The sequence below is a fragment of the Bradyrhizobium sp. USDA 4538 genome, assembly GCF_024171045.1.
Taxonomy (GTDB): domain Bacteria; phylum Pseudomonadota; class Alphaproteobacteria; order Rhizobiales; family Xanthobacteraceae; genus Bradyrhizobium; species Bradyrhizobium australafricanum.
The window spans coordinates 669,941-686,258 of record NZ_JALJZE010000001.1 but is presented as its reverse complement, the minus strand read 5'-3'; the positions used below and the strand labels follow the sequence as shown (position 1 = coordinate 686,258).

The following is a 16,318-nucleotide window of genomic DNA, read 5'->3' as shown; positions in this document are numbered from 1 at the left end:
CTGCAGCAATCCCTTCGTCCCATAGAGATAGATAGCCCCGTCATTGCGAGGAGCTCGCGACAACATTGCAGAGCAATTTTGCGCTGAAGCGACGAAGCAATCCATCGTTCTGCGCGCTCGGTGACAATGGATTGCTTCGCTTCGCTCGCAATGACGAAGTGGAGGGTCTCGCCCGCCTCTCCACCATGAGGGTCAGGATCGCGGCGGCCGCGGATCGATCGGGGTGGTGCCGCGCACGCCCAGAATGTCCTCCAGCACTTTCGCGCCGGCCAGCAGCTGCGCCTCGGCACGCGGCTTTGCGACCATTTGCAGGCCGACGGGCAGGCCCGAGGCGGTGAAGCCGCAGGGCAGCGACAGCGCCGGACAACAGGCCAGCGTGATCGCGTAGACGATGCCGAGCCATTCGACGTAGTTGTCGAACTTCTTGCCGTCGCACTCGGCGACATAGCGGTTCTCGACCGGGAATGGCGCAACGATGGTCGCGGGCGCCAGCAGCAGGTCGTACTTGTCGAAGAATTCGAGCGTACGCGCCGTCATCGCGACGCGCTGCGCCTCGGCGCGTTCGAGCTTCTCGACCGTGAGCTTCAACCCTTCCTCGATGTTCCAGATCACCTCGGGCTTCAGCAGATCGCGTTTGGTGCGCAGCAGTTCGGCCTTGCTGATTGCGAAATCGAACGCGCGCAGCACGTGGAAGCATTCATGGGCTTCGCGCAAATCGGGATGCGCTTCCTCGACGATCGCACCGGCTGCCGCGAACCGCTCCGCCGCCTTGCGGGTTACGGCCTTGACCTCGGGATCGACTGGCGTGATGCCGAGATCGGGCGAGTAGGCGATGCGCTTCGGCTTGCTACCGGAGCGGGCTGCCGACAGGAACGATGTCGGCAGCGTGGGCAGCGACAGCGGATCGGCGGCGTGCTCGCCGCTCATCGCGTCCAGCAGCAGCGCGAGGTCCTCGACATTGCGCGCCATCGGTCCCTGCTGGCCGAGCGTGCGGTCGACGCCGAATTTCGGCGTCTGCGCGACGCGGCCGATCGACGGCCGGAGGCCGACGATGCCGCAGAAGCTCGCCGGGTTGCGCAGGCTGCCGCCCATGTCGGAGCCGTGCGCCAGCCACGCGGTGCCGCTCGCAAGTGCCGCCGCGGCGCCGCCGGAGGAGCCGGCGGCCGAGCGCGATGTGTCCCAGGGATTGCGGGTCGGGCCGAACACCTCGTTGAAGGTGTTGGCGCCGGCGCCGAATTCCGGCGTGTTCGACTTGGCGTAGATCACGCCGCCATTCTCTTCGAGACGCTCGACCAGGATGTCGGATTTCGCCGGGATGTTGTCCTTGAAGATCGGCGAGCCCAGCGTGGTCAGCACGCCGGAGACGGCGGTGAGGTCCTTGATCGGAACGGGAAGGCCCGCGAGCAGGCCGCGCTCGCTGACCGGTTTCTGCATCAATGCCTTGGCGTGGGTGCGGGCGCGGTCGAAGCAGAGCGTCGGCAGTGCGTTGACCTTGCCGTCCACCTCGGCAATGCGCGTCTCCAGCACGTCGAGCAGGTCAAGCGGCGTGACATCACCGGCTTTCAGTTTCTCGACGACGGCACACGCCGTTTCCTTCACCAAGCCCTGATCAGCCATGCACCGTTGCTCCTATGCCTTCTGTTTGCTTGTGCTGTAGAACATTTCCTGCCGTCGTGGCAATGCGACGTGAACCGAAGGGGCAGGGATGGCAGCGTTGTTTTCCGCGCTGGACTGGCGCGCGATGAGCCAACAGGAGCGCGATCTCGGTCTGAACAACGGCGTTGCCGTCAAGGGCAGCGCCGAAATCGCTGCGGGCTGGGAGCAGCGCTCGGCGGCACTGCGGCAAAAGTACGCCGGCCATCTCGACCTCAGATACGGCCCGCGCGAGCGCAACCGGATCGATTTCCTGAAGGCACGCGACGGCGCGCCGACGCTGCTGTTCATCCACGGCGGCTATTGGCAGACCCGTGCCAAGGAAGTGTTCACGACCTTCGCCGAGGGGCCGATGGTCCACGGCATCAATGTCGCGCTGATCGGCTATACGCTGGCGCCGGATGCGACGCTCGACGACATCGTCGCCGAGATCCATGCCGGCATCGACTTTCTGGCCGGGCAGTTGCCCGCGCTCGGGGCCGCTGCCGAGGGCATCGTGGTGTCGGGCTGGTCGGCCGGCGGACATTTGACATCGCTGGCGCTGTCGAACGGCCATGTCCGGGCCGGCATGGCGATCTCGGGCATCTACGACCTCGAGCCGATCAGGCATTCCTACCTCAACGAAAAGCTCAAGCTCGACGAAGCGGCGTCGCGGCGCAACTCGCCGATGATGGCGGAAGGCGGCACGGCAAAGCCGCTGTCGCTGGTAGTCGGCAGCGCCGAATTGCCGCTGCTGCGCAAGCAGACCGCCGATTTCGCCGGCCATCGCGCCCGCTACGGCTTGCCGGTGACCTATGAGGAGATCGCCGGCGCCGATCATTTCTCTATCATGAACCAGATGCTGGCGCCGCAGGGCCGCATCACGACGCTGATCCGGCAGCTGTTCGAGCGGACGGCGTCATCCTGAGGTGCGAGCCTCTTCGGCGAGCCTCGAAGGATGACGCAGCCCGTGGCCCATCCTTCGAGACGCCGCGCTACGCACGGCTCCTCAGGATGACGGCGGTACAAGCGGAGGGACGATTTCTAACCCCATCCCGACGTCAGCCCGCCATCCACCGTGTAGATCACGCCCGACGTATAGCCGGCGCGGTCGGAGGCGAGGAACGCCATCAGGTCGCCGATCTCGCGTGCATGTGCGGGCCGGCCGAGCGGCAGGCCCTTCTGGAATTCCTTGTAGCGGTTCTCGTCGCCGAACTGGTTCTTGGCGCGGGTCTTGAGCAGCGTGACGTGGCGGTCGGTCCCGACCGGGCCGGGATTGATGCCGACGACGCGGATATTGTCGGCGAGGCTCTTGCCGCCGAGCGCGCGGGTGAACGCCATCAGCGCGGCATTGCCGGCGCTGCCGCAGATGTAATTGGCGTCGAACTTCTCGCCGGCCGCGCCGATGTCATTGACGATCACGCCTCCGCCGCGCGCCTTCATCTGGGCGTAGATCGCGCGCGTCAGATTGACGTAACCGAACACCTTGAGCTCCCACGCATGCCGCCAGGTCGCCTCGTCGATCTTGTCGATCGAGCCGCCGGGGATATCGCCGGCATTGTTGACAAGGATATCGATGTCCGCAGCCTCTCCGGCGAGGCGCGCGAGATCCTCGGGCTTGCGCAGATCCACCACGCTGGTCGCGGCAGATATCTGGTGCGCGGAGCGCAGCCGCTCGGCGAGCGCCTTGAGCTGGTCGCCGTTGCGGGCGGCGAGCAGGAGGTTGGCGCCTTCCTCGGCAAAGGCTTCGGCGGCGGCCGCGCCAATGCCCTTGGAGGCGCCGGTGATCAGGACACGCTTGCCGCGCAGATGCAGATCCATGGGATGTCTCGCTTGGTATGAGGAGTGGGTGTCGGCGAATTTGGTGGGGCAGGGTCGCGCCGCGGTCAACACTGCACTGCAGCGTTGCGCTCGCGCAAAGTTTGGTCCATTGCAGGACCATCAGAATAGGCGGCATTGCCGGCCGGGCAAATCACAAGGGTGTTCTCGATGAGCAGCGCAAAGAAGCAGTATCGGATTGCGGTCATTCCCGGCGACGGCATCGGCAAGGAAGTGATGCCGGAGGGCCTACGCGTCATCGAGGCGGCGGCCAAGAAGCACGGCGTCGACGTGAAGTTCGACCATTTCGACTTCGCCTCTTACGACTATTACGAGAAGCACGGCGAGATGATGCCGGCCGACTGGAAGAACCAGATCGGCAAGCATGATGCGATCTATTTCGGCGCGGTCGGCTGGCCGGCGAAAATACCTGACCATATCTCGTTGTGGGGATCGCTCATAAAATTCCGCCGCGAGTTCGACCAGTACGTCAATCTGCGCCCGGTGCGGCTGATGCCCGGCGTGCCGTCGCCGCTGGCGAACCGCAAGCCCGGCGACATCGATTTCTGGGTGGTGCGCGAGAACACCGAGGGCGAATACTCTTCCGTCGGCGGCCGCATGTTCCCGGACACTGACCGCGAATTCGTCACCCAGCAGACCGTGATGACCCGCACCGGCGTCGATCGCATCCTGAAATTCGCGTTCGACCTCGCGCAGTCGCGGCCGAAGAAGCATCTGACGTCGGCGACCAAGTCGAACGGCATCTCCATCACCATGCCCTACTGGGACGAGCGCGTGGAGGCGATGGCCAAGAAATATCCCGGCGTGAAGTGGGACAAGTACCACATCGATATCCTGACCGCGAACTTCGTGCTGCATCCGGACTGGTTCGACGTCGTGGTCGGCTCCAATTTGTTCGGGGACATCCTCTCCGATCTCGGCCCGGCCTGCACCGGCACGATCGGCATCGCGCCGTCGGGCAACATCAATCCGGAAGGCGACTTCCCCTCGGTGTTCGAGCCGGTCCATGGCTCGGCGCCTGACATCGCCGGGCAGGGCATTGCCAACCCGATCGGCATGATCTGGTCGGGCGCGATGATGCTGGAGCATCTCGGCGAGAAGCAGGCGGCGGCTGCGATCGTCGGCGCGATCGAGCGCACGCTCGGCGAACGCACGCTGCGCACGCGCGATCTCGGCGGCAATGCCGACACCACGGCGTGCGGCAAGGCCGTCGCGGAGATGGTGGATTAGGCTGCGCCGTCAAGCACGGGGTCGTCCTGGCGAAAGCCAGGACCCATTACCCCGAGTGCTTGTTGTGTTGCTGGGTCTGACCACCGCCCTGCGCGATGACGCAGGCCGGTGGTAATGGGTCCTGGATCGCGCTCGCTACGCTCGCTTGTCCAGGACGACGTCGTTATTGATTGCTTCGCAATCTGCGTAGGGCGGGTTAGCCACCCTACGGCCACTGTCGTCCATGCGAAAGCAGGGACCCATAACCACAGGGTCTCGTTGTTGGGGCTCGCTGTGCCCCCAGCCTTCGTGACAATGGGCAGTGATGGTTATGGGGCCCGGCTCGCGCGGAGCCTGTCATCGGGCGGCGCTTTGCGCCGACCCGTTGGCTTGGCCGGGACGACGGTGAAATTACCCCTTCACGATCCTTCGGCAGTGCTCCCACGCCGCGTGGATCAAATTCTCGCTCGCCTCGGGCGTGCGGAAGGCGGAGTGCGCCGACAGCGTCACGTTCGGGATCCTGGTCAGCGGGTGATCCTTCGGCAGCGGCTCGATGTTGTAGACGTCGAGGCCGGCGTGGCGGATGTGGCCCGAATTGAGCGCATCGATCATCGCCTGCTCGTCGACGATCGCGCCGCGCGCGGTGTTGATCAGCACCACGCCCTTTTTCATCTTCGCGATCTTGTCGCGCGTGATCAGGCCGCGGGTCTCGTCGTTCAGCAGCAGATGGATCGAGACCACGTCGCTGATCGCGAGCACGGTGTCGAGATCGACGAATTCGACGCCCGGATGGCTCTTGGGCGACCGGTTCCAGGCGATCACCTTCATGCCGCTGCCGAGCGCGATGCGGGCGACCTCGGCGGCGATGCCGCCGAAGCCGACCAGGCCGAGCGTCTTGCCGGTGAGCTGCATGCCGTCCTCGCGCAGCCAGTTGCCGGCGCGTATCTCGCGGTCCATCTGCGCGATCACGCGCGCCGACGACCACATCAGCGCGATCGCCGATTCCGCGACCGCGGTGTCGCCATAGCCCTTGATCAGGTGCACCGAAATGCCGAGCTCGGCGAGCTCTTCCGGGTTCATGTAGCTGCGCGCGCCGGTGCCGAGGAACACGACGTGCTTCAGGCCGGCGCACTTCTTCGCAACATCGGTCGGCAGCGCGGTGTGGTCGACCACCGCGATCTCGGCGCCGTCGAGCACCGCCGGATAGTCCTCGGACTTGATGTCGGGGTTGCGGTTGATCCGCATCCTGGGATCGCCGGGCTTTTCCAACCGCTCCGTGATGACAGCAAGCGATTCATTGGCGTCGACAAACACTGCGCGCACGAAAGCCTCCATCCGATGAGGAGAAATGATGATCAGGACGCGACGCCGGCGAGCGCCAGCACCGTATGCATCAGGACGTTGGCGCCGGCGGCGCAATCCGTCTGCTTGGCATCTTCCAGCTCGTTATGGCTGATGCCGTCCTTGCAGGGCACGAACACCATCGCTGCCGGCATCACCGTGTTGAGGTTGCAGGCGTCGTGGCCGGCGCCCGAGGTGATGCGGCGGTGCGAATAGCCGAGCTGCTTGGCGGCGTTCTCGACCGCGTCGACCAGCTTGGGGTCGAAATGCGTCGGCGCCTTGCGCCAGACGAGATCAAGCTGCACCTCGACCTTGCGCTTTGCTGCGATCTCGCTCACGGCGGCACGCAGGTCGCGATCCAGCGCATCCATGATCGTGGCGTCGGCGCTGCGGCAATCCACCGTGAAGGCGATCTCGCCGGGGATGACGTTGCGCGAGGGCGCGGCGATCACGGCCTCGCCGATGGTGCCGACCGCCTTCGGGCCGTGCTGCTTCGCGATGCTTTCCATCGCCAGCACGATCTCGGACAGCGTCGCCAGCGCATCGCGGCGCAGCGGCATCGGGGTCGAGCCGGCATGGCTCTCGAAGCCGGTGATCTTGCCGTCGTACCACAACACGCCCTGGCCGGAATCGACCACGCCGATGGTCTTGTTCTCGGCCTCCAGGATCGGGCCCTGCTCGATATGCAGCTCGACGAAGCTGGTGAACTTCTGGCGGCCGACCGGGGCGTCGCCGCGATAACCGATCGTGTCGAGCGCCTGCGCCACCGTGACGCCCTCGGCGTCCTTGCGCGACAGGATGTCGTTGGTGGTGAAGTCGCCGACATAGGCGGCCGAGGCCATCATCGCCGGCGCAAAGCGCGAGCCTTCCTCATTGGTCCAGTTGCAGATGCAGATCGGCAGCTCGGTCTCGATCCCGGCATCGTTCAGCGTGCGCACCATTTCGAGCGCCGCCAGCGTGCCGAGCACGCCGTCATATTTGCCGCCGGTCGGCTGGGTGTCGAGATGCGAGCCGACGCCGATCGGCGGCTTCGACATGTCCCGTCCTTTCCTCAACCCGAACATCGAGCCGAGCGCGTCGACCTGCACCTCGAGGCCGGCGTCCGCGCATGCCTTGCGGAACCAGTCGCGCACCTGCTTGTCTTCGGCGCTCAAGGTCAGCCGCCGCACACCGCCCTTGGGCGTTGCACCGAACTGCGCGGTTTCGTGGATGGTGCCCCAGAGGCGGGCGGAATCGATCTGCAGGTTGGTGGCGGCTCGGCTCATGTCGTCAGTCCATTTTTATTTTCGTCATTCCGGGGCGATGCGTCAGCATCGAACCCGGAATCTCGAGATTCCGGGTCTGGTCCTTCGGACCATCCCGGAATGACGTTCGATTATCCGGCAATCGTTCAATGACGCGCCACTCTCGCGCCGTCAACCGCCACGCTCGTTTGCGCGATCTGCCTGGCGAGATTGGCGACGCGCTCGATGGCGACCGCATCGGGCGAGGCGAGCCAGCTCGCGGTGAAGGTGAGGGGCGGCAGCTTGAGGTCGGTATCGAGCAGCAGCAAGCGCCCGTCGGCAAGCTCGTTCTCGACGATCGCCGCCGGGATCACCGCGATGCCAAGCCCTTCATTGGCCATGTGGATCACGGTCGCGAGCGAGGTCGAGGCGTGCAGCCGGATCGGCGGCAGATCGGGGGCGTTGAACAGCGCGCGCACGGTCTCGTAGGGCTGGGTCTTGCGCGGAAAGGTGATGATCGGAAACCGCGCCAGGTCCTGCCGCGCCACCGGGCCGTCGCCGAGGCCGAGCGCCGGGCTCGCCAGGAAACCGATCGGGTAATCGCACAGCACGTGGTTGTGCGCGCCGGACGCCGAGACCGGTCCAAGCACGAAGGCGAGCTCGATCTCCTGCGCCAGCAGCCGCTGCGTCAGATTGGGCGTGATGTCGACCTCGATCTCGAGCGACAGGTTTGGGTAGACCTCGTTGACGCTCTTGACGAGGCGCGGCAGCCAGGTGTGCACGATGGTCTCCGCGACACCGAGCCGCAGCGCGCCGCGCATCGCCGAACGGTCGCCGACCTCGGCCATCATCTCCGAACGCAGGCCGATCAGCTTCTCGGCATAGATCATCATCAGCCGTCCACTCGGGGTCGGCGAGGCCACCCGGTGGTCGCGGTTGAGCAGCTTGACGCCCATTTCGCGCTCGAGCTGGGCAATGCGCTGGGAGATCGCCGGCTGGGTGGTGTTGAGCCGCTGGGCGGCGCCGCGGAAGCTGCCGAGCTTGACGACCCAAAGAAATGTCTCGATCGAGCGGAAGTCCGTCATTGGAAGCATTTTCCCGATCGATAAATCTGTTTTATCGATTTTGATTAGAAAGGACGATTAGACATTATATCACGCTTGGTGTTGGTTTGTCCTTGTCGAGATTATGGGCAGGAGAATCCCATGACTGTTTTTGCGGCAGTGCAGCGATCTCAGGGGGAACCAGTGCCGGCGAGCGTCGAAGCGCGCCGCGCCTGCCGTGACGGCGTGGCCTCGGCCACCACAGCCGGCCTCGCCAACGGTTTCGTCCAGGGCAATCTCGCGATCCTGCCGGAAAAGCTCGCCGGCGCCTTCCACCGCTTCTGCCAGCTCAATCCGAAGCCGTGCCCGATCATCGGCATGTCCGACGTCGGCGATCCCCGCATTCCCTCGCTTGGCCTCGACCTCGACATCCGCACCGACGTGCCGCGCTACCGGGTCTGGCGCGACGGCGAGGTGGCGGACGAGCCGACCGACATCACCAAATACTGGCGCGACGATCTCGTCACCTTCGTGCTCGGCTGCTCCTACTCGTTCGAGGAGGCGCTGCTGGATGAGGGCCTGCCAATCCGTCACATTGAACGCAATCTGCGTGTGCCAATGTATCGCACCAATATCGCCTGCAGCCCGTCGGGGCCGTTCGCTGGACCCATGGTGGTGTCGATGCGCCCGTTCAAGCCGGCGGATGCGATCCGCGCGGTGCAGATCACCTCGCGCTTCCCGTCCGTGCATGGCGCGCCGGTCCATCTCGGCCATCCGCATGCGATCGGCATCAAGGATATCGCCAAGCCCGATTACGGCGATGCGGTACCGGTTGCCGATGACGAAATCCCGGTGTTCTGGGCCTGTGGCGTCACGCCGCAATCGGTGATCGCAAGTGCGAAGCTGCCGTTCGCGATCACGCATTCGCCGGGCCTGATGCTGGTGACAGATCTCAAGAACAAGCAGCTCGCTGTGTTCTGAATAGGCAATTCGTGCAATTCATTGAGGCTTTACTGCGCGCTACAAGCATCACATCGATAATAACAAGCTGACCAAGGGGAAATTTCGATGACGATCTCTCGCCGTAACGTGTTGCTGGGTGCCACTGCTGCTGCTGCGCTCGGTCCGATGGCCGCGCGCGCGCAGACCAGTGAAGTGGCAATCGGCGTGATCTATCCGCTCTCGGGCGCCAGCGCCCAGATCGGCGTCGATGCGCAGCGCGCGTTCGAGACCGCGGCAGACATCATCAACAAGAACTATGACTTCGCATTGCCGCTCGCCAAGGGCGAGGGCCTGTCCGGCCTCGGCGGCGCCAAGGTCAAGCTCGTATTCGCCGACCACCAGGCCGATCCGCAAAAGGGCCGCGCCGAAGCCGAGCGCCTGATCACGCAGGAGAAGGTCTGCGCCGTGATCGGCACCTATCAGAGCGCGGTCGCCGTCACCGTCAGCCAGATCTGCGAGCGCTACGGCGTTCCGTTCCTCTCCGCCGACAATTCCTCGCCGAGCCTGCATCGGCGCGGCCTGAAATACTATTTCCGCGCCTCGCCGCATGACGAGATGTTCTCGACCGCGATGTTCGACTTCTTCGATGCGATGAAGAAGAAGGGCCAGAAGATCGAAACGCTGGCGCTGTTCCACGAGGACACCATCTTCGGCACCGATTCGGCGAACGCGCAGACCAAGCTCGCCGGCGAGCGCGGCTACAAGATCGTGGCCGACATCAAGTACCGCGCCAACTCGCCGTCGCTGACCGCCGAGGTGCAGCAGCTCAAGGCGGCGAATGCCGACGTGCTGATGCCGTCGAGCTACACCACCGACGCGATCCTCCTGGTCAAGACCATGGCCGAGCTCGGCTACAAGCCGAAGAACATCATGGCGCAGGACGCCGGCTTCTCCGAGAAGGCGACCTATGACGCGGTCGGCGACAAGCTCGAGGGCGTGATCTCGCGCGGCAGCTTCTCGCTCGACCTGGCGCAGAAGCGTCCGATGGTCGGTCTCATCAACGAGATGTACCGCGCCAAGTCCGGCAAGGACTTCAACGACTATTCGTCGCGCCAGTTCATGGGCCTGATCGTGATGGCGGACGCCATCAACCGCGCCAAGTCGACCGACGGCGACAAGATCCGCGAGGCGCTGGTCGCCACCGACATGCCGGGCGATCAGACCATCATGCCGTGGCGGCGCGTCAAGTTCGACGAGATGGGGCAGAACAACTTCGCCGATCCGGTGCTGTTGCAGTACTCCGCGAAGAACTTCGTGACGATCTTCCCGGAACAGGCCGCCGTCTCCGAGGCGATCTGGCCGATGAACAGCTGATCGGTCGGGCGCCAGAGGGGGCAAACGGCGGTGACAGCCGAAGACATCATTCAGAGTCTCGCATGTTCCGTCATTGCGAGCGAAGCGAAGCAATCCACTTCTCCGCGAAAAGGAAGCATGGATTGCTTCGTCGCTTCGCTCCTCGCAATGACGGGGGCTAAAGACAATGGTCGGAACATGGAGCGTCGACCGTGACAGCCGAGACCATTATCCAGAGTTTGGCGAGCGGCCTGTTGATGGGGCTGCTCTACGGACTGATCGCGGCAGGCCTCGCATTGATCTTCGGATTGATGGACGTCGTGAATTTCGCGCACGGCGAGTTCCTGATGATCGCGATGTACGCGACCTTCTTCCTGTTCGCGTTCTTCGCGATCGATCCCTTGCTCGCGGCGCCGCTGGTCGCCGCGGCGCTGTTCGTGTTCGGTGCGGTGGTCTATTTATTGATCGTCCGCTTCGCGATGCGCGCCAAGGCCAATGCCGGCATGGTGCAGATCTTCTCGACCTTTGGCCTAGCGATCGTGATGCGGGGGCTTGCGCAGTTCTTCTTCACGCCCGACTACCGCAGCGTCACCAACTCCTGGGTCGGTGGCAAGACGGTGTCGATCGCCGGCATCTATCTGCCAGAGCCGCAGCTGATCGGCGCGATGCTATCGATCGCGGCCTTCGTCGCGCTCTACTTCTTCATCAATCGCACCGATTTCGGCCGCGCGCTCGAAGCGACGCGCGAGGACGCCGGCGCGGTGGCGCTGGTCGGCATCGACAAGAACCGGGTGTTCGCGCTCGGCTGGGGCCTTGGTGCGGCGCTGGTTGGCCTCGCCGGTGCCATCATGGCGATCTTCTTCTACGTCTATCCCGATGTCGGCGCGTCGTTTGCCCTGATCGCCTACGTCACCGTGGCGCTCGGCGGCTTCGGCAGCGTGTTCGGCGCCTTTGCCGGCGGCATCATCGTCGGCCTGGTGGAAGCGACCACCGCGCTGATCCTGCCGCCGTCGCTGAAATCGGTCGGCATCTATGCCGTTTACCTGCTGGTCGTCTTCATCCGCCCGCGTGGCCTGTTCGGATCGATGTGATGGACACCCAGTTCGCCCAACGCCGCAGGCGTGACCTGATCGTGGCGGCCTGCCTCGCGGTGATCGCCGCGCTGGTCCCGCTGTTCGTCAAGGACGTCTACGTCCAGAACATCATGGTGCTGACGCTGATGTATGCGGCGCTGTCGCAGAGCTGGAACATCCTGTCCGGCTATTGCGGGCAGATATCGCTCGGCCACGCGCTGTATTTCGGGCTCGGTGCCTATACCACCGCGCTGCTGTTCACCAAGTTCGGCGTGCTGCCGTGGTTCGGCATGCTGGCGGGCGGGGCGATCTCCGCCTTGATCGCGATGGCGCTCGGCTATCCCTGCTTCCGCCTCCGCGGCCATTACTTCGTGATCGCGACCATCGTGATCGCCGAGATCGCGCTGCTCTTGATCCAGAACTGGGATTGGGCCGGCGCGGCGCTCGGCATCGACATCCCGGTGCGCGGCGACAGTTGGCTGAAATTCCAGTTCACGCGCTCAAAACTGCCTTACTTCTATTTCGCGCTGGCGCTGGCCTGCATCGCCTGGTTCGTCACCTGGTGGCTGGAGGATTCCAAATGGGGCTACTGGTGGCGCGCGGTGAAGGACAATCCCGATGCGGCCGAAAGCCTCGGCGTGGTCGTGTTCAATTCCAAGATGGGCGCGGCGGCGGTCTCGGCCTTCCTCGTTGCGGTCGGCGGCAGCTTCTACGCCCAGTTCGTCTCCTACATCGATCCTGAGAGCGTGATGGGCTTCCAGTTCTCGCTGCTGATGGCGCTGCCCGCGGTGCTTGGCGGCATCGGCACCTTGTGGGGCCCGGTGCTGGGCGCGGTCATCCTGATCCCGCTCACCGAGCTGACGCGCTCGTTCATCGGCGGCTCCGGGCGCGGCGTCGACCTCATCGTCTACGGCACGCTGATCGTCGTGATCTCGCTGGCGCTGCCGCGCGGCCTAGTCAGCGTGTTCTCCCTGCGCAAGGGAGCTGCACGATGACGGCGCTGCTGGAAACGCGCGGAGTATGGCAGCGCTTCGGCGGCCTCGTCGCCAACAGCGATGTCTCGATCTCGGTCGGGCGCGGCGAGATCGTCGGCCTGATCGGCCCCAACGGCGCCGGCAAGTCGACGCTGTTCAACCTGATCGCGGGCGTGCTGCCGCCGACCCAGGGCTCGATCATCTTCGACGGCGAGGACGTGACCAAGCTGCCGGCGGCGGAACGCTGCCAGCGCGGCGTCGGGCGTACCTTCCAGGTCGTCAAGAGTTTTGAGACCATGACCGTGATCGACAACGTCATCGTCGGCGCGCTGATCCGCAACACCAAGATGCGCATCGCGCGGCAGAAGGCCTATGAGGTGCTGGAGTTCTGCGGCCTTGCGGCGCGCGCCGACAAGCTCGCAGCCGACCTCGTGCCGTCGGAGAAGCGCCGGCTCGAGGTGGCCCGCGCGCTCGCGACCGAGCCGAAGCTGCTGCTGCTCGACGAAGTCCTCACCGGGCTGACGCCGGTCGAGGCGCAGACCGGCGTCGAGCTGGTGCGGAAGGTCCGCGCCGCCGGCATCACCGTGCTGATGGTCGAGCATGTGATGGAGATCGTGATGCCGCTGGTCGATCGCGCCATCGTGCTCAATCTCGGCAAGGTGCTGGTCGAGGGCAAGCCGACTGAGGTCGTCCGCAATCCGGAAGTCATTTCTGCCTATCTCGGGGATCGTCATGCTGTCGGTGCGTGAAGTCACCACCGCCTATCAGGGCCTGGTCGCGATCTCCTCGGTGTCGATCGATGTCACCAAGGGCGAGATCGTCTGCGTTGCCGGCGCCAACGGCGCGGGCAAGTCGACGCTGTTGAAATCGATCGCCGGCGCCGAGCGGCCGCGCGCAGGCACCGTCACCTTCGACGGCAAGCGCATCGACGGCAAGCCGCAGCACGTCATCACGTCAAGCGGCATCGCTTACGTGCCGGAGAACCGCCGGCTGTTTCCGCGGCTGTCGGTGCGCGACAATTTGCGCCTCGGCAGCTATCTCTACCGCAGTCAGTCTGACCGCGACGCGCCGCTCGATCTGGTGTTCAAGCTGTTCCCGCGGCTTGGCGAACGGCTCGACCAGCGCGCCGAGACGCTGTCCGGCGGCGAGCAGCAGATGCTTGCGATCGGCCGCGCGCTGATGACGCGGCCGCGGCTTCTGATGCTCGACGAACCGTCGCAGGGCATCATGCCGAAACTGGTCGACGAGATCTTCCAGGCCGTGAAGCGCATCCGCGACGCCGGCATGACGGTCCTGATCGTCGAGCAGCGCATGGCCGAATGCCTCGAGATCGCCGACCGCGCCTACATCCTGCAGACCGGCCGCGTGCTGATGCAGGGCACCGCCGCCGAGATCAGCGGCAATCCCGACGTGCGCAAGGCGTATCTGGGGCTGTAGCGACGGAATATCTCCACGCTCGCACCTCCAGCGACAAAGGCTTTGCCTTTGCGCGGGGATGACGCCAGTGTATGCGGTGCGCGCAATCCAGCCCGTAGCCCGGATGAGCGCAGCGATATCCGGGGCGTCCCGCATATCGCTGCGCTCATGCGGGCTACTGATCCAGCCCACGCAGCCTACTTGCTCTCGTCGATCTTCTCGACCTTGGCGGCGAGGTCCGGCACGCGGCTGACGCGATAGGTCGCGTTGCTGCATGTCAGCGTCCAGGCCTCGTTGTCGGGCTTGGAGAGCTTGTCGTCCCGCTCGGCCTTGAGCGGCTTGTCGCAAGGATAGCCCTGCGCGCGCAACTGGGTTGCCAGCATGCCTTGTAAAGTCTCTTCGGTCCGTCCGTCCGACGCCGCAAGGCCGACGGCAAACGGTATCGCTAACGCCAAGCCTGTGAATCTCATCACGACTGTCTTCCGCATATCGATCCTCCGCTTGATCTAGTGAGGGTGATCCGGCAGCACGAGCCCGAACGTCCTGGTCAAATCCGCCACCTGGTCGGGCGACAAATAGCGCGGGTTCAGCCCGCGCAGCAGCAGATAGAGCTTTGCGGTTTCCTCCAGCTCCTCGGTCGCGAACACCGCCGCTTCCAGCGTATCGCCCGACACGACGGGCCCATGATTGGCGAGCAGCACCGATGAATATTTCCCGGCCAGCCCCCGGATCGCGTCGGCAACGGCGGGATCGCCGGGGCGATAATAGGGCACCAGCGCGGTCTGGCCGCACTTCATGACGTAATAGGCCGTCATCGGCGGCAGCGCGGCGCGCGGGTCGATCTCCGGCAGCATCGAGAGCGCGACCGAATGGGTCGAGTGCAGGTGCACCACGGCGCCGGCCGTCGTGCGGGTCTGGTAGAGCGCGGTGTGCAGCGGCACTTCCTTGGTCGGGGCGTCGCCGGAGACCAGCCGGCCGTTGTCGTCGAGCCGTGACATTTTCGCCGGATCGAGGAAGCCGAGCGAGGCGTTGGTCGGCGTCACCAGCCAGCCGCCGTCGTCGAGCCGGACGCTGATATTGCCCGAGGACCCCGGCGTCAGGCCGCGCTCGAACAGCGAGCGGCCGAAGCGGCAGATGTCCTCACGAAGCTTTGTTTCGCTCATCCGGTTTCGCTCGTGGCGCCATCCTTGGCGCTATCCGTTTTCCGCTTTGTCTCATGCTTTGGCAGCGCGGCCAAGCCGTGATAGGCAAGCAGCAACGAGCATGATCCGGACCCGGCCGGCCGCGCTGGCGCAAAGTGACAGCCGGTTTTCCGAAAAGGTCACGCTCAAACAACTAAAAATGTTCAGGGATCGCCACATGTCCAGTTCCGCAACATCACGTGTCGCCGTCATCGGGCTGGGCTCGATGGGATACGGCATGGCGACCTCGCTCAGGCGGGCCGGTTTCGAGGTGACCGGCTGCGACGTCACGGCCGATGCGGTGGCGCGCTTCGTCGCCGACGGCGGCAAGGGCGCCAAGTCGCCGGCCGAGGCAGCCCGGGATGCCGACATTGTCGTCAGCGTTGTCGTCAACGCAGCGCAGACTGAAGCGATCCTGTTCGGCAAGGACGGCGTCGCCGAGACCTTGGCGAAGGACGCGGTCTTCATCTCCTCGGCGACCATGGACCCTGATATCGCGCGGCGCCTCGCAAAGCAGCTCGAGGCGACCGGCCGGCACTATCTCGATGCCCCGATCTCCGGCGGCGCGCAGCGCGCGGCGCAGGGCGAATTGACGATTCTCGCCTCCGGCAGCGCCGCGGCATTTGCGAAGGCGCGGCCTGCACTCGATGCGATGGCGGCGAAACTCTACGAGCTTGGTGATGCCGCGGGGCAGGGCGCCGCGTTCAAGATGATCAACCAGCTGCTGGCCGGCGTGCATATCGCGGCCGCCTCAGAGGCGATCGCCTTTGCCGCCAGGCAGGGCCTCGACATCCGCAAGGTGTATGAGGTGATCACCGCCTCCGCCGGCAATTCCTGGATGTTCGAGAACCGCATGCCGCATGTGCTCGACGGCGACTATGCGCCGCGCAGCGCCGTGGAAATTTTTGTGAAGGACCTCGGCATCATCCAGGACATGGCGCGCAATGCACGCTTCCCGGTGCCGGTCTCGGCCGCGGCCTTGCAGATGTTCCTGATGACCGCGGCCGCCGGTATGGGCCGCGACGACGATGCGTCGGTGGCGCGGATGTATGCGCAGGTTACCGGCACCAAGCTTCCAGGCGAGAAATAAGA

16 protein-coding genes are annotated in these 16,318 nt (G+C 64.9%); 9 read left to right on the top strand and 7 right to left on the bottom strand.

Annotated features, from left to right (window positions below; all coding sequences use genetic code 11):
- Positions 1-192 precede the first annotated feature (192 nt).
- A complete protein-coding gene (locus tag J2R78_RS02965; RefSeq protein ID WP_253609637.1) occupies positions 193-1,617 on the bottom strand; it encodes an amidase in 1,425 nt (474 codons plus the stop codon).
- An 88-nt stretch (positions 1,618-1,705) separates the two neighbouring features.
- Here J2R78_RS02965 and J2R78_RS02960 point away from each other — a divergent pair, with 88 nt between their 5' ends.
- Positions 1,706-2,560, top strand: a complete 855-nt coding sequence (locus tag J2R78_RS02960; protein ID WP_253609636.1) for an alpha/beta hydrolase — start codon at positions 1,706-1,708, stop codon at positions 2,558-2,560.
- A gap of 116 nt (positions 2,561-2,676) precedes the next feature.
- Here J2R78_RS02960 and J2R78_RS02955 read toward each other — a convergent pair whose 3' ends face one another.
- The gene (locus J2R78_RS02955) at positions 2,677-3,453 is read right to left on the bottom strand and encodes an SDR family oxidoreductase (protein WP_253609635.1); all 777 of its coding nucleotides are present in this window, start codon (positions 3,451-3,453) and stop codon (positions 2,677-2,679) included.
- A gap of 168 nt (positions 3,454-3,621) precedes the next feature.
- On the opposite strand from J2R78_RS02955, the gene J2R78_RS02950 reads away from it, so the two are divergent.
- The gene (locus J2R78_RS02950) at positions 3,622-4,701 is read left to right on the top strand and encodes a tartrate dehydrogenase (protein WP_057017663.1); all 1,080 of its coding nucleotides are present in this window, start codon (positions 3,622-3,624) and stop codon (positions 4,699-4,701) included.
- Positions 4,702-5,091: 390 nt separating this feature from the next.
- Here the strand turns inward: J2R78_RS02950 and J2R78_RS02945 are convergent, their stop codons facing one another.
- The 3 genes from J2R78_RS02945 to J2R78_RS02935 all read right to left on the bottom strand — a co-directional run bounded on the left by J2R78_RS02945 (position 5,092) and on the right by J2R78_RS02935 (position 8,329).
- A complete protein-coding gene (locus tag J2R78_RS02945; RefSeq protein ID WP_253609634.1) occupies positions 5,092-6,003 on the bottom strand; it encodes an NAD(P)-dependent oxidoreductase in 912 nt (303 codons plus the stop codon).
- A 32-nt stretch (positions 6,004-6,035) separates the two neighbouring features.
- The gene (locus J2R78_RS02940) at positions 6,036-7,286 is read right to left on the bottom strand and encodes a Zn-dependent hydrolase (RefSeq protein ID WP_253609633.1); all 1,251 of its coding nucleotides are present in this window, start codon (positions 7,284-7,286) and stop codon (positions 6,036-6,038) included.
- A gap of 125 nt (positions 7,287-7,411) precedes the next feature.
- Entirely contained in the window at positions 7,412-8,329 is a 918-nt protein-coding gene (locus J2R78_RS02935) for a LysR family transcriptional regulator (RefSeq protein ID WP_057017643.1), read from the bottom strand.
- Between the two features lie 120 nt (positions 8,330-8,449).
- Between J2R78_RS02935 and J2R78_RS02930 the strand changes: the two genes are divergently transcribed.
- The 6 genes from J2R78_RS02930 (at position 8,450) to J2R78_RS02905 (ending at position 14,066) form a co-directional block, all read left to right on the top strand.
- Complete coding sequence (locus tag J2R78_RS02930; protein WP_253609632.1) at positions 8,450-9,268, top strand: putative hydro-lyase; 819 nt, start codon at positions 8,450-8,452, stop codon at positions 9,266-9,268.
- Between the two features lie 87 nt (positions 9,269-9,355).
- Positions 9,356-10,603, top strand: coding sequence for an ABC transporter substrate-binding protein (locus J2R78_RS02925; RefSeq protein WP_076827180.1), 1,248 nt, complete (start codon positions 9,356-9,358; stop codon positions 10,601-10,603).
- A gap of 191 nt (positions 10,604-10,794) precedes the next feature.
- The gene (locus J2R78_RS02920; protein WP_076827182.1) at positions 10,795-11,673 is read left to right on the top strand and encodes a branched-chain amino acid ABC transporter permease; all 879 of its coding nucleotides are present in this window, start codon (positions 10,795-10,797) and stop codon (positions 11,671-11,673) included.
- A complete protein-coding gene (locus tag J2R78_RS02915) occupies positions 11,673-12,650 on the top strand; it encodes a branched-chain amino acid ABC transporter permease (RefSeq protein WP_016842863.1) in 978 nt (325 codons plus the stop codon). Before J2R78_RS02920 ends, J2R78_RS02915 begins: the two co-directional genes overlap by 1 nt.
- The gene (locus tag J2R78_RS02910) at positions 12,647-13,378 is read left to right on the top strand and encodes an ABC transporter ATP-binding protein (protein WP_016842862.1); all 732 of its coding nucleotides are present in this window, start codon (positions 12,647-12,649) and stop codon (positions 13,376-13,378) included. The genes J2R78_RS02915 and J2R78_RS02910 overlap by 4 nt, the downstream gene beginning before the upstream one ends.
- Positions 13,362-14,066: an ABC transporter ATP-binding protein gene (locus J2R78_RS02905; protein ID WP_253609631.1), complete on the top strand. Its 705-nt coding sequence runs from the start codon at positions 13,362-13,364 to the stop codon at positions 14,064-14,066. The genes J2R78_RS02910 and J2R78_RS02905 overlap by 17 nt, the downstream gene beginning before the upstream one ends.
- 176 nt (positions 14,067-14,242) lie before the next feature.
- Here the strand turns inward: J2R78_RS02905 and J2R78_RS02900 are convergent, their stop codons facing one another.
- Positions 14,243-14,500, bottom strand: coding sequence for a hypothetical protein (locus J2R78_RS02900; RefSeq protein ID WP_253635992.1), 258 nt, complete (start codon positions 14,498-14,500; stop codon positions 14,243-14,245).
- Positions 14,501-14,551: 51 nt separating this feature from the next.
- A complete protein-coding gene (locus tag J2R78_RS02895; protein ID WP_253609630.1) occupies positions 14,552-15,208 on the bottom strand; it encodes an aldolase in 657 nt (218 codons plus the stop codon).
- Positions 15,209-15,386: 178 nt separating this feature from the next.
- Here J2R78_RS02895 and ltnD point away from each other — a divergent pair, with 178 nt between their 5' ends.
- Positions 15,387-16,316: an L-threonate dehydrogenase gene (ltnD, locus tag J2R78_RS02890; protein ID WP_375167102.1), complete on the top strand. Its 930-nt coding sequence runs from the start codon at positions 15,387-15,389 to the stop codon at positions 16,314-16,316.
- Positions 16,317-16,318 lie beyond the last annotated feature (2 nt).

Excerpts from the sequence above, each read along its gene's own strand:
- J2R78_RS02935 (WP_057017643.1), bottom strand. The coding sequence starts at position 8,329 with ATGACGGACTTCCGCTCGATCGAGACATTTCTTTGGGTCGTCAAGCTC.
- J2R78_RS02905 (WP_253609631.1), top strand. The coding sequence starts at position 13,362 with ATGCTGTCGGTGCGTGAAGTCACCACCGCCTATCAGGGCCTGGTCGCG.
- J2R78_RS02960 (WP_253609636.1), top strand. The coding sequence starts at position 1,706 with ATGGCAGCGTTGTTTTCCGCGCTGGACTGGCGCGCGATGAGCCAACAG.
- J2R78_RS02925 (WP_076827180.1), top strand. The coding sequence starts at position 9,356 with ATGACGATCTCTCGCCGTAACGTGTTGCTGGGTGCCACTGCTGCTGCT.
- ltnD (WP_375167102.1), top strand. The coding sequence starts at position 15,387 with ATGTTCAGGGATCGCCACATGTCCAGTTCCGCAACATCACGTGTCGCC.
- J2R78_RS02940 (WP_253609633.1), bottom strand. The coding sequence starts at position 7,286 with ATGAGCCGAGCCGCCACCAACCTGCAGATCGATTCCGCCCGCCTCTGG.
- J2R78_RS02915 (WP_016842863.1), top strand. The coding sequence starts at position 11,673 with ATGGACACCCAGTTCGCCCAACGCCGCAGGCGTGACCTGATCGTGGCG.
- J2R78_RS02910 (WP_016842862.1), top strand. The coding sequence starts at position 12,647 with ATGACGGCGCTGCTGGAAACGCGCGGAGTATGGCAGCGCTTCGGCGGC.
- J2R78_RS02955 (WP_253609635.1), bottom strand. The coding sequence starts at position 3,453 with ATGGATCTGCATCTGCGCGGCAAGCGTGTCCTGATCACCGGCGCCTCC.
- J2R78_RS02965 (WP_253609637.1), bottom strand. The coding sequence starts at position 1,617 with ATGGCTGATCAGGGCTTGGTGAAGGAAACGGCGTGTGCCGTCGTCGAG.
- J2R78_RS02895 (WP_253609630.1), bottom strand. The coding sequence starts at position 15,208 with ATGAGCGAAACAAAGCTTCGTGAGGACATCTGCCGCTTCGGCCGCTCG.
- J2R78_RS02930 (WP_253609632.1), top strand. The coding sequence starts at position 8,450 with ATGACTGTTTTTGCGGCAGTGCAGCGATCTCAGGGGGAACCAGTGCCG.
- J2R78_RS02950 (WP_057017663.1), top strand. The coding sequence starts at position 3,622 with ATGAGCAGCGCAAAGAAGCAGTATCGGATTGCGGTCATTCCCGGCGAC.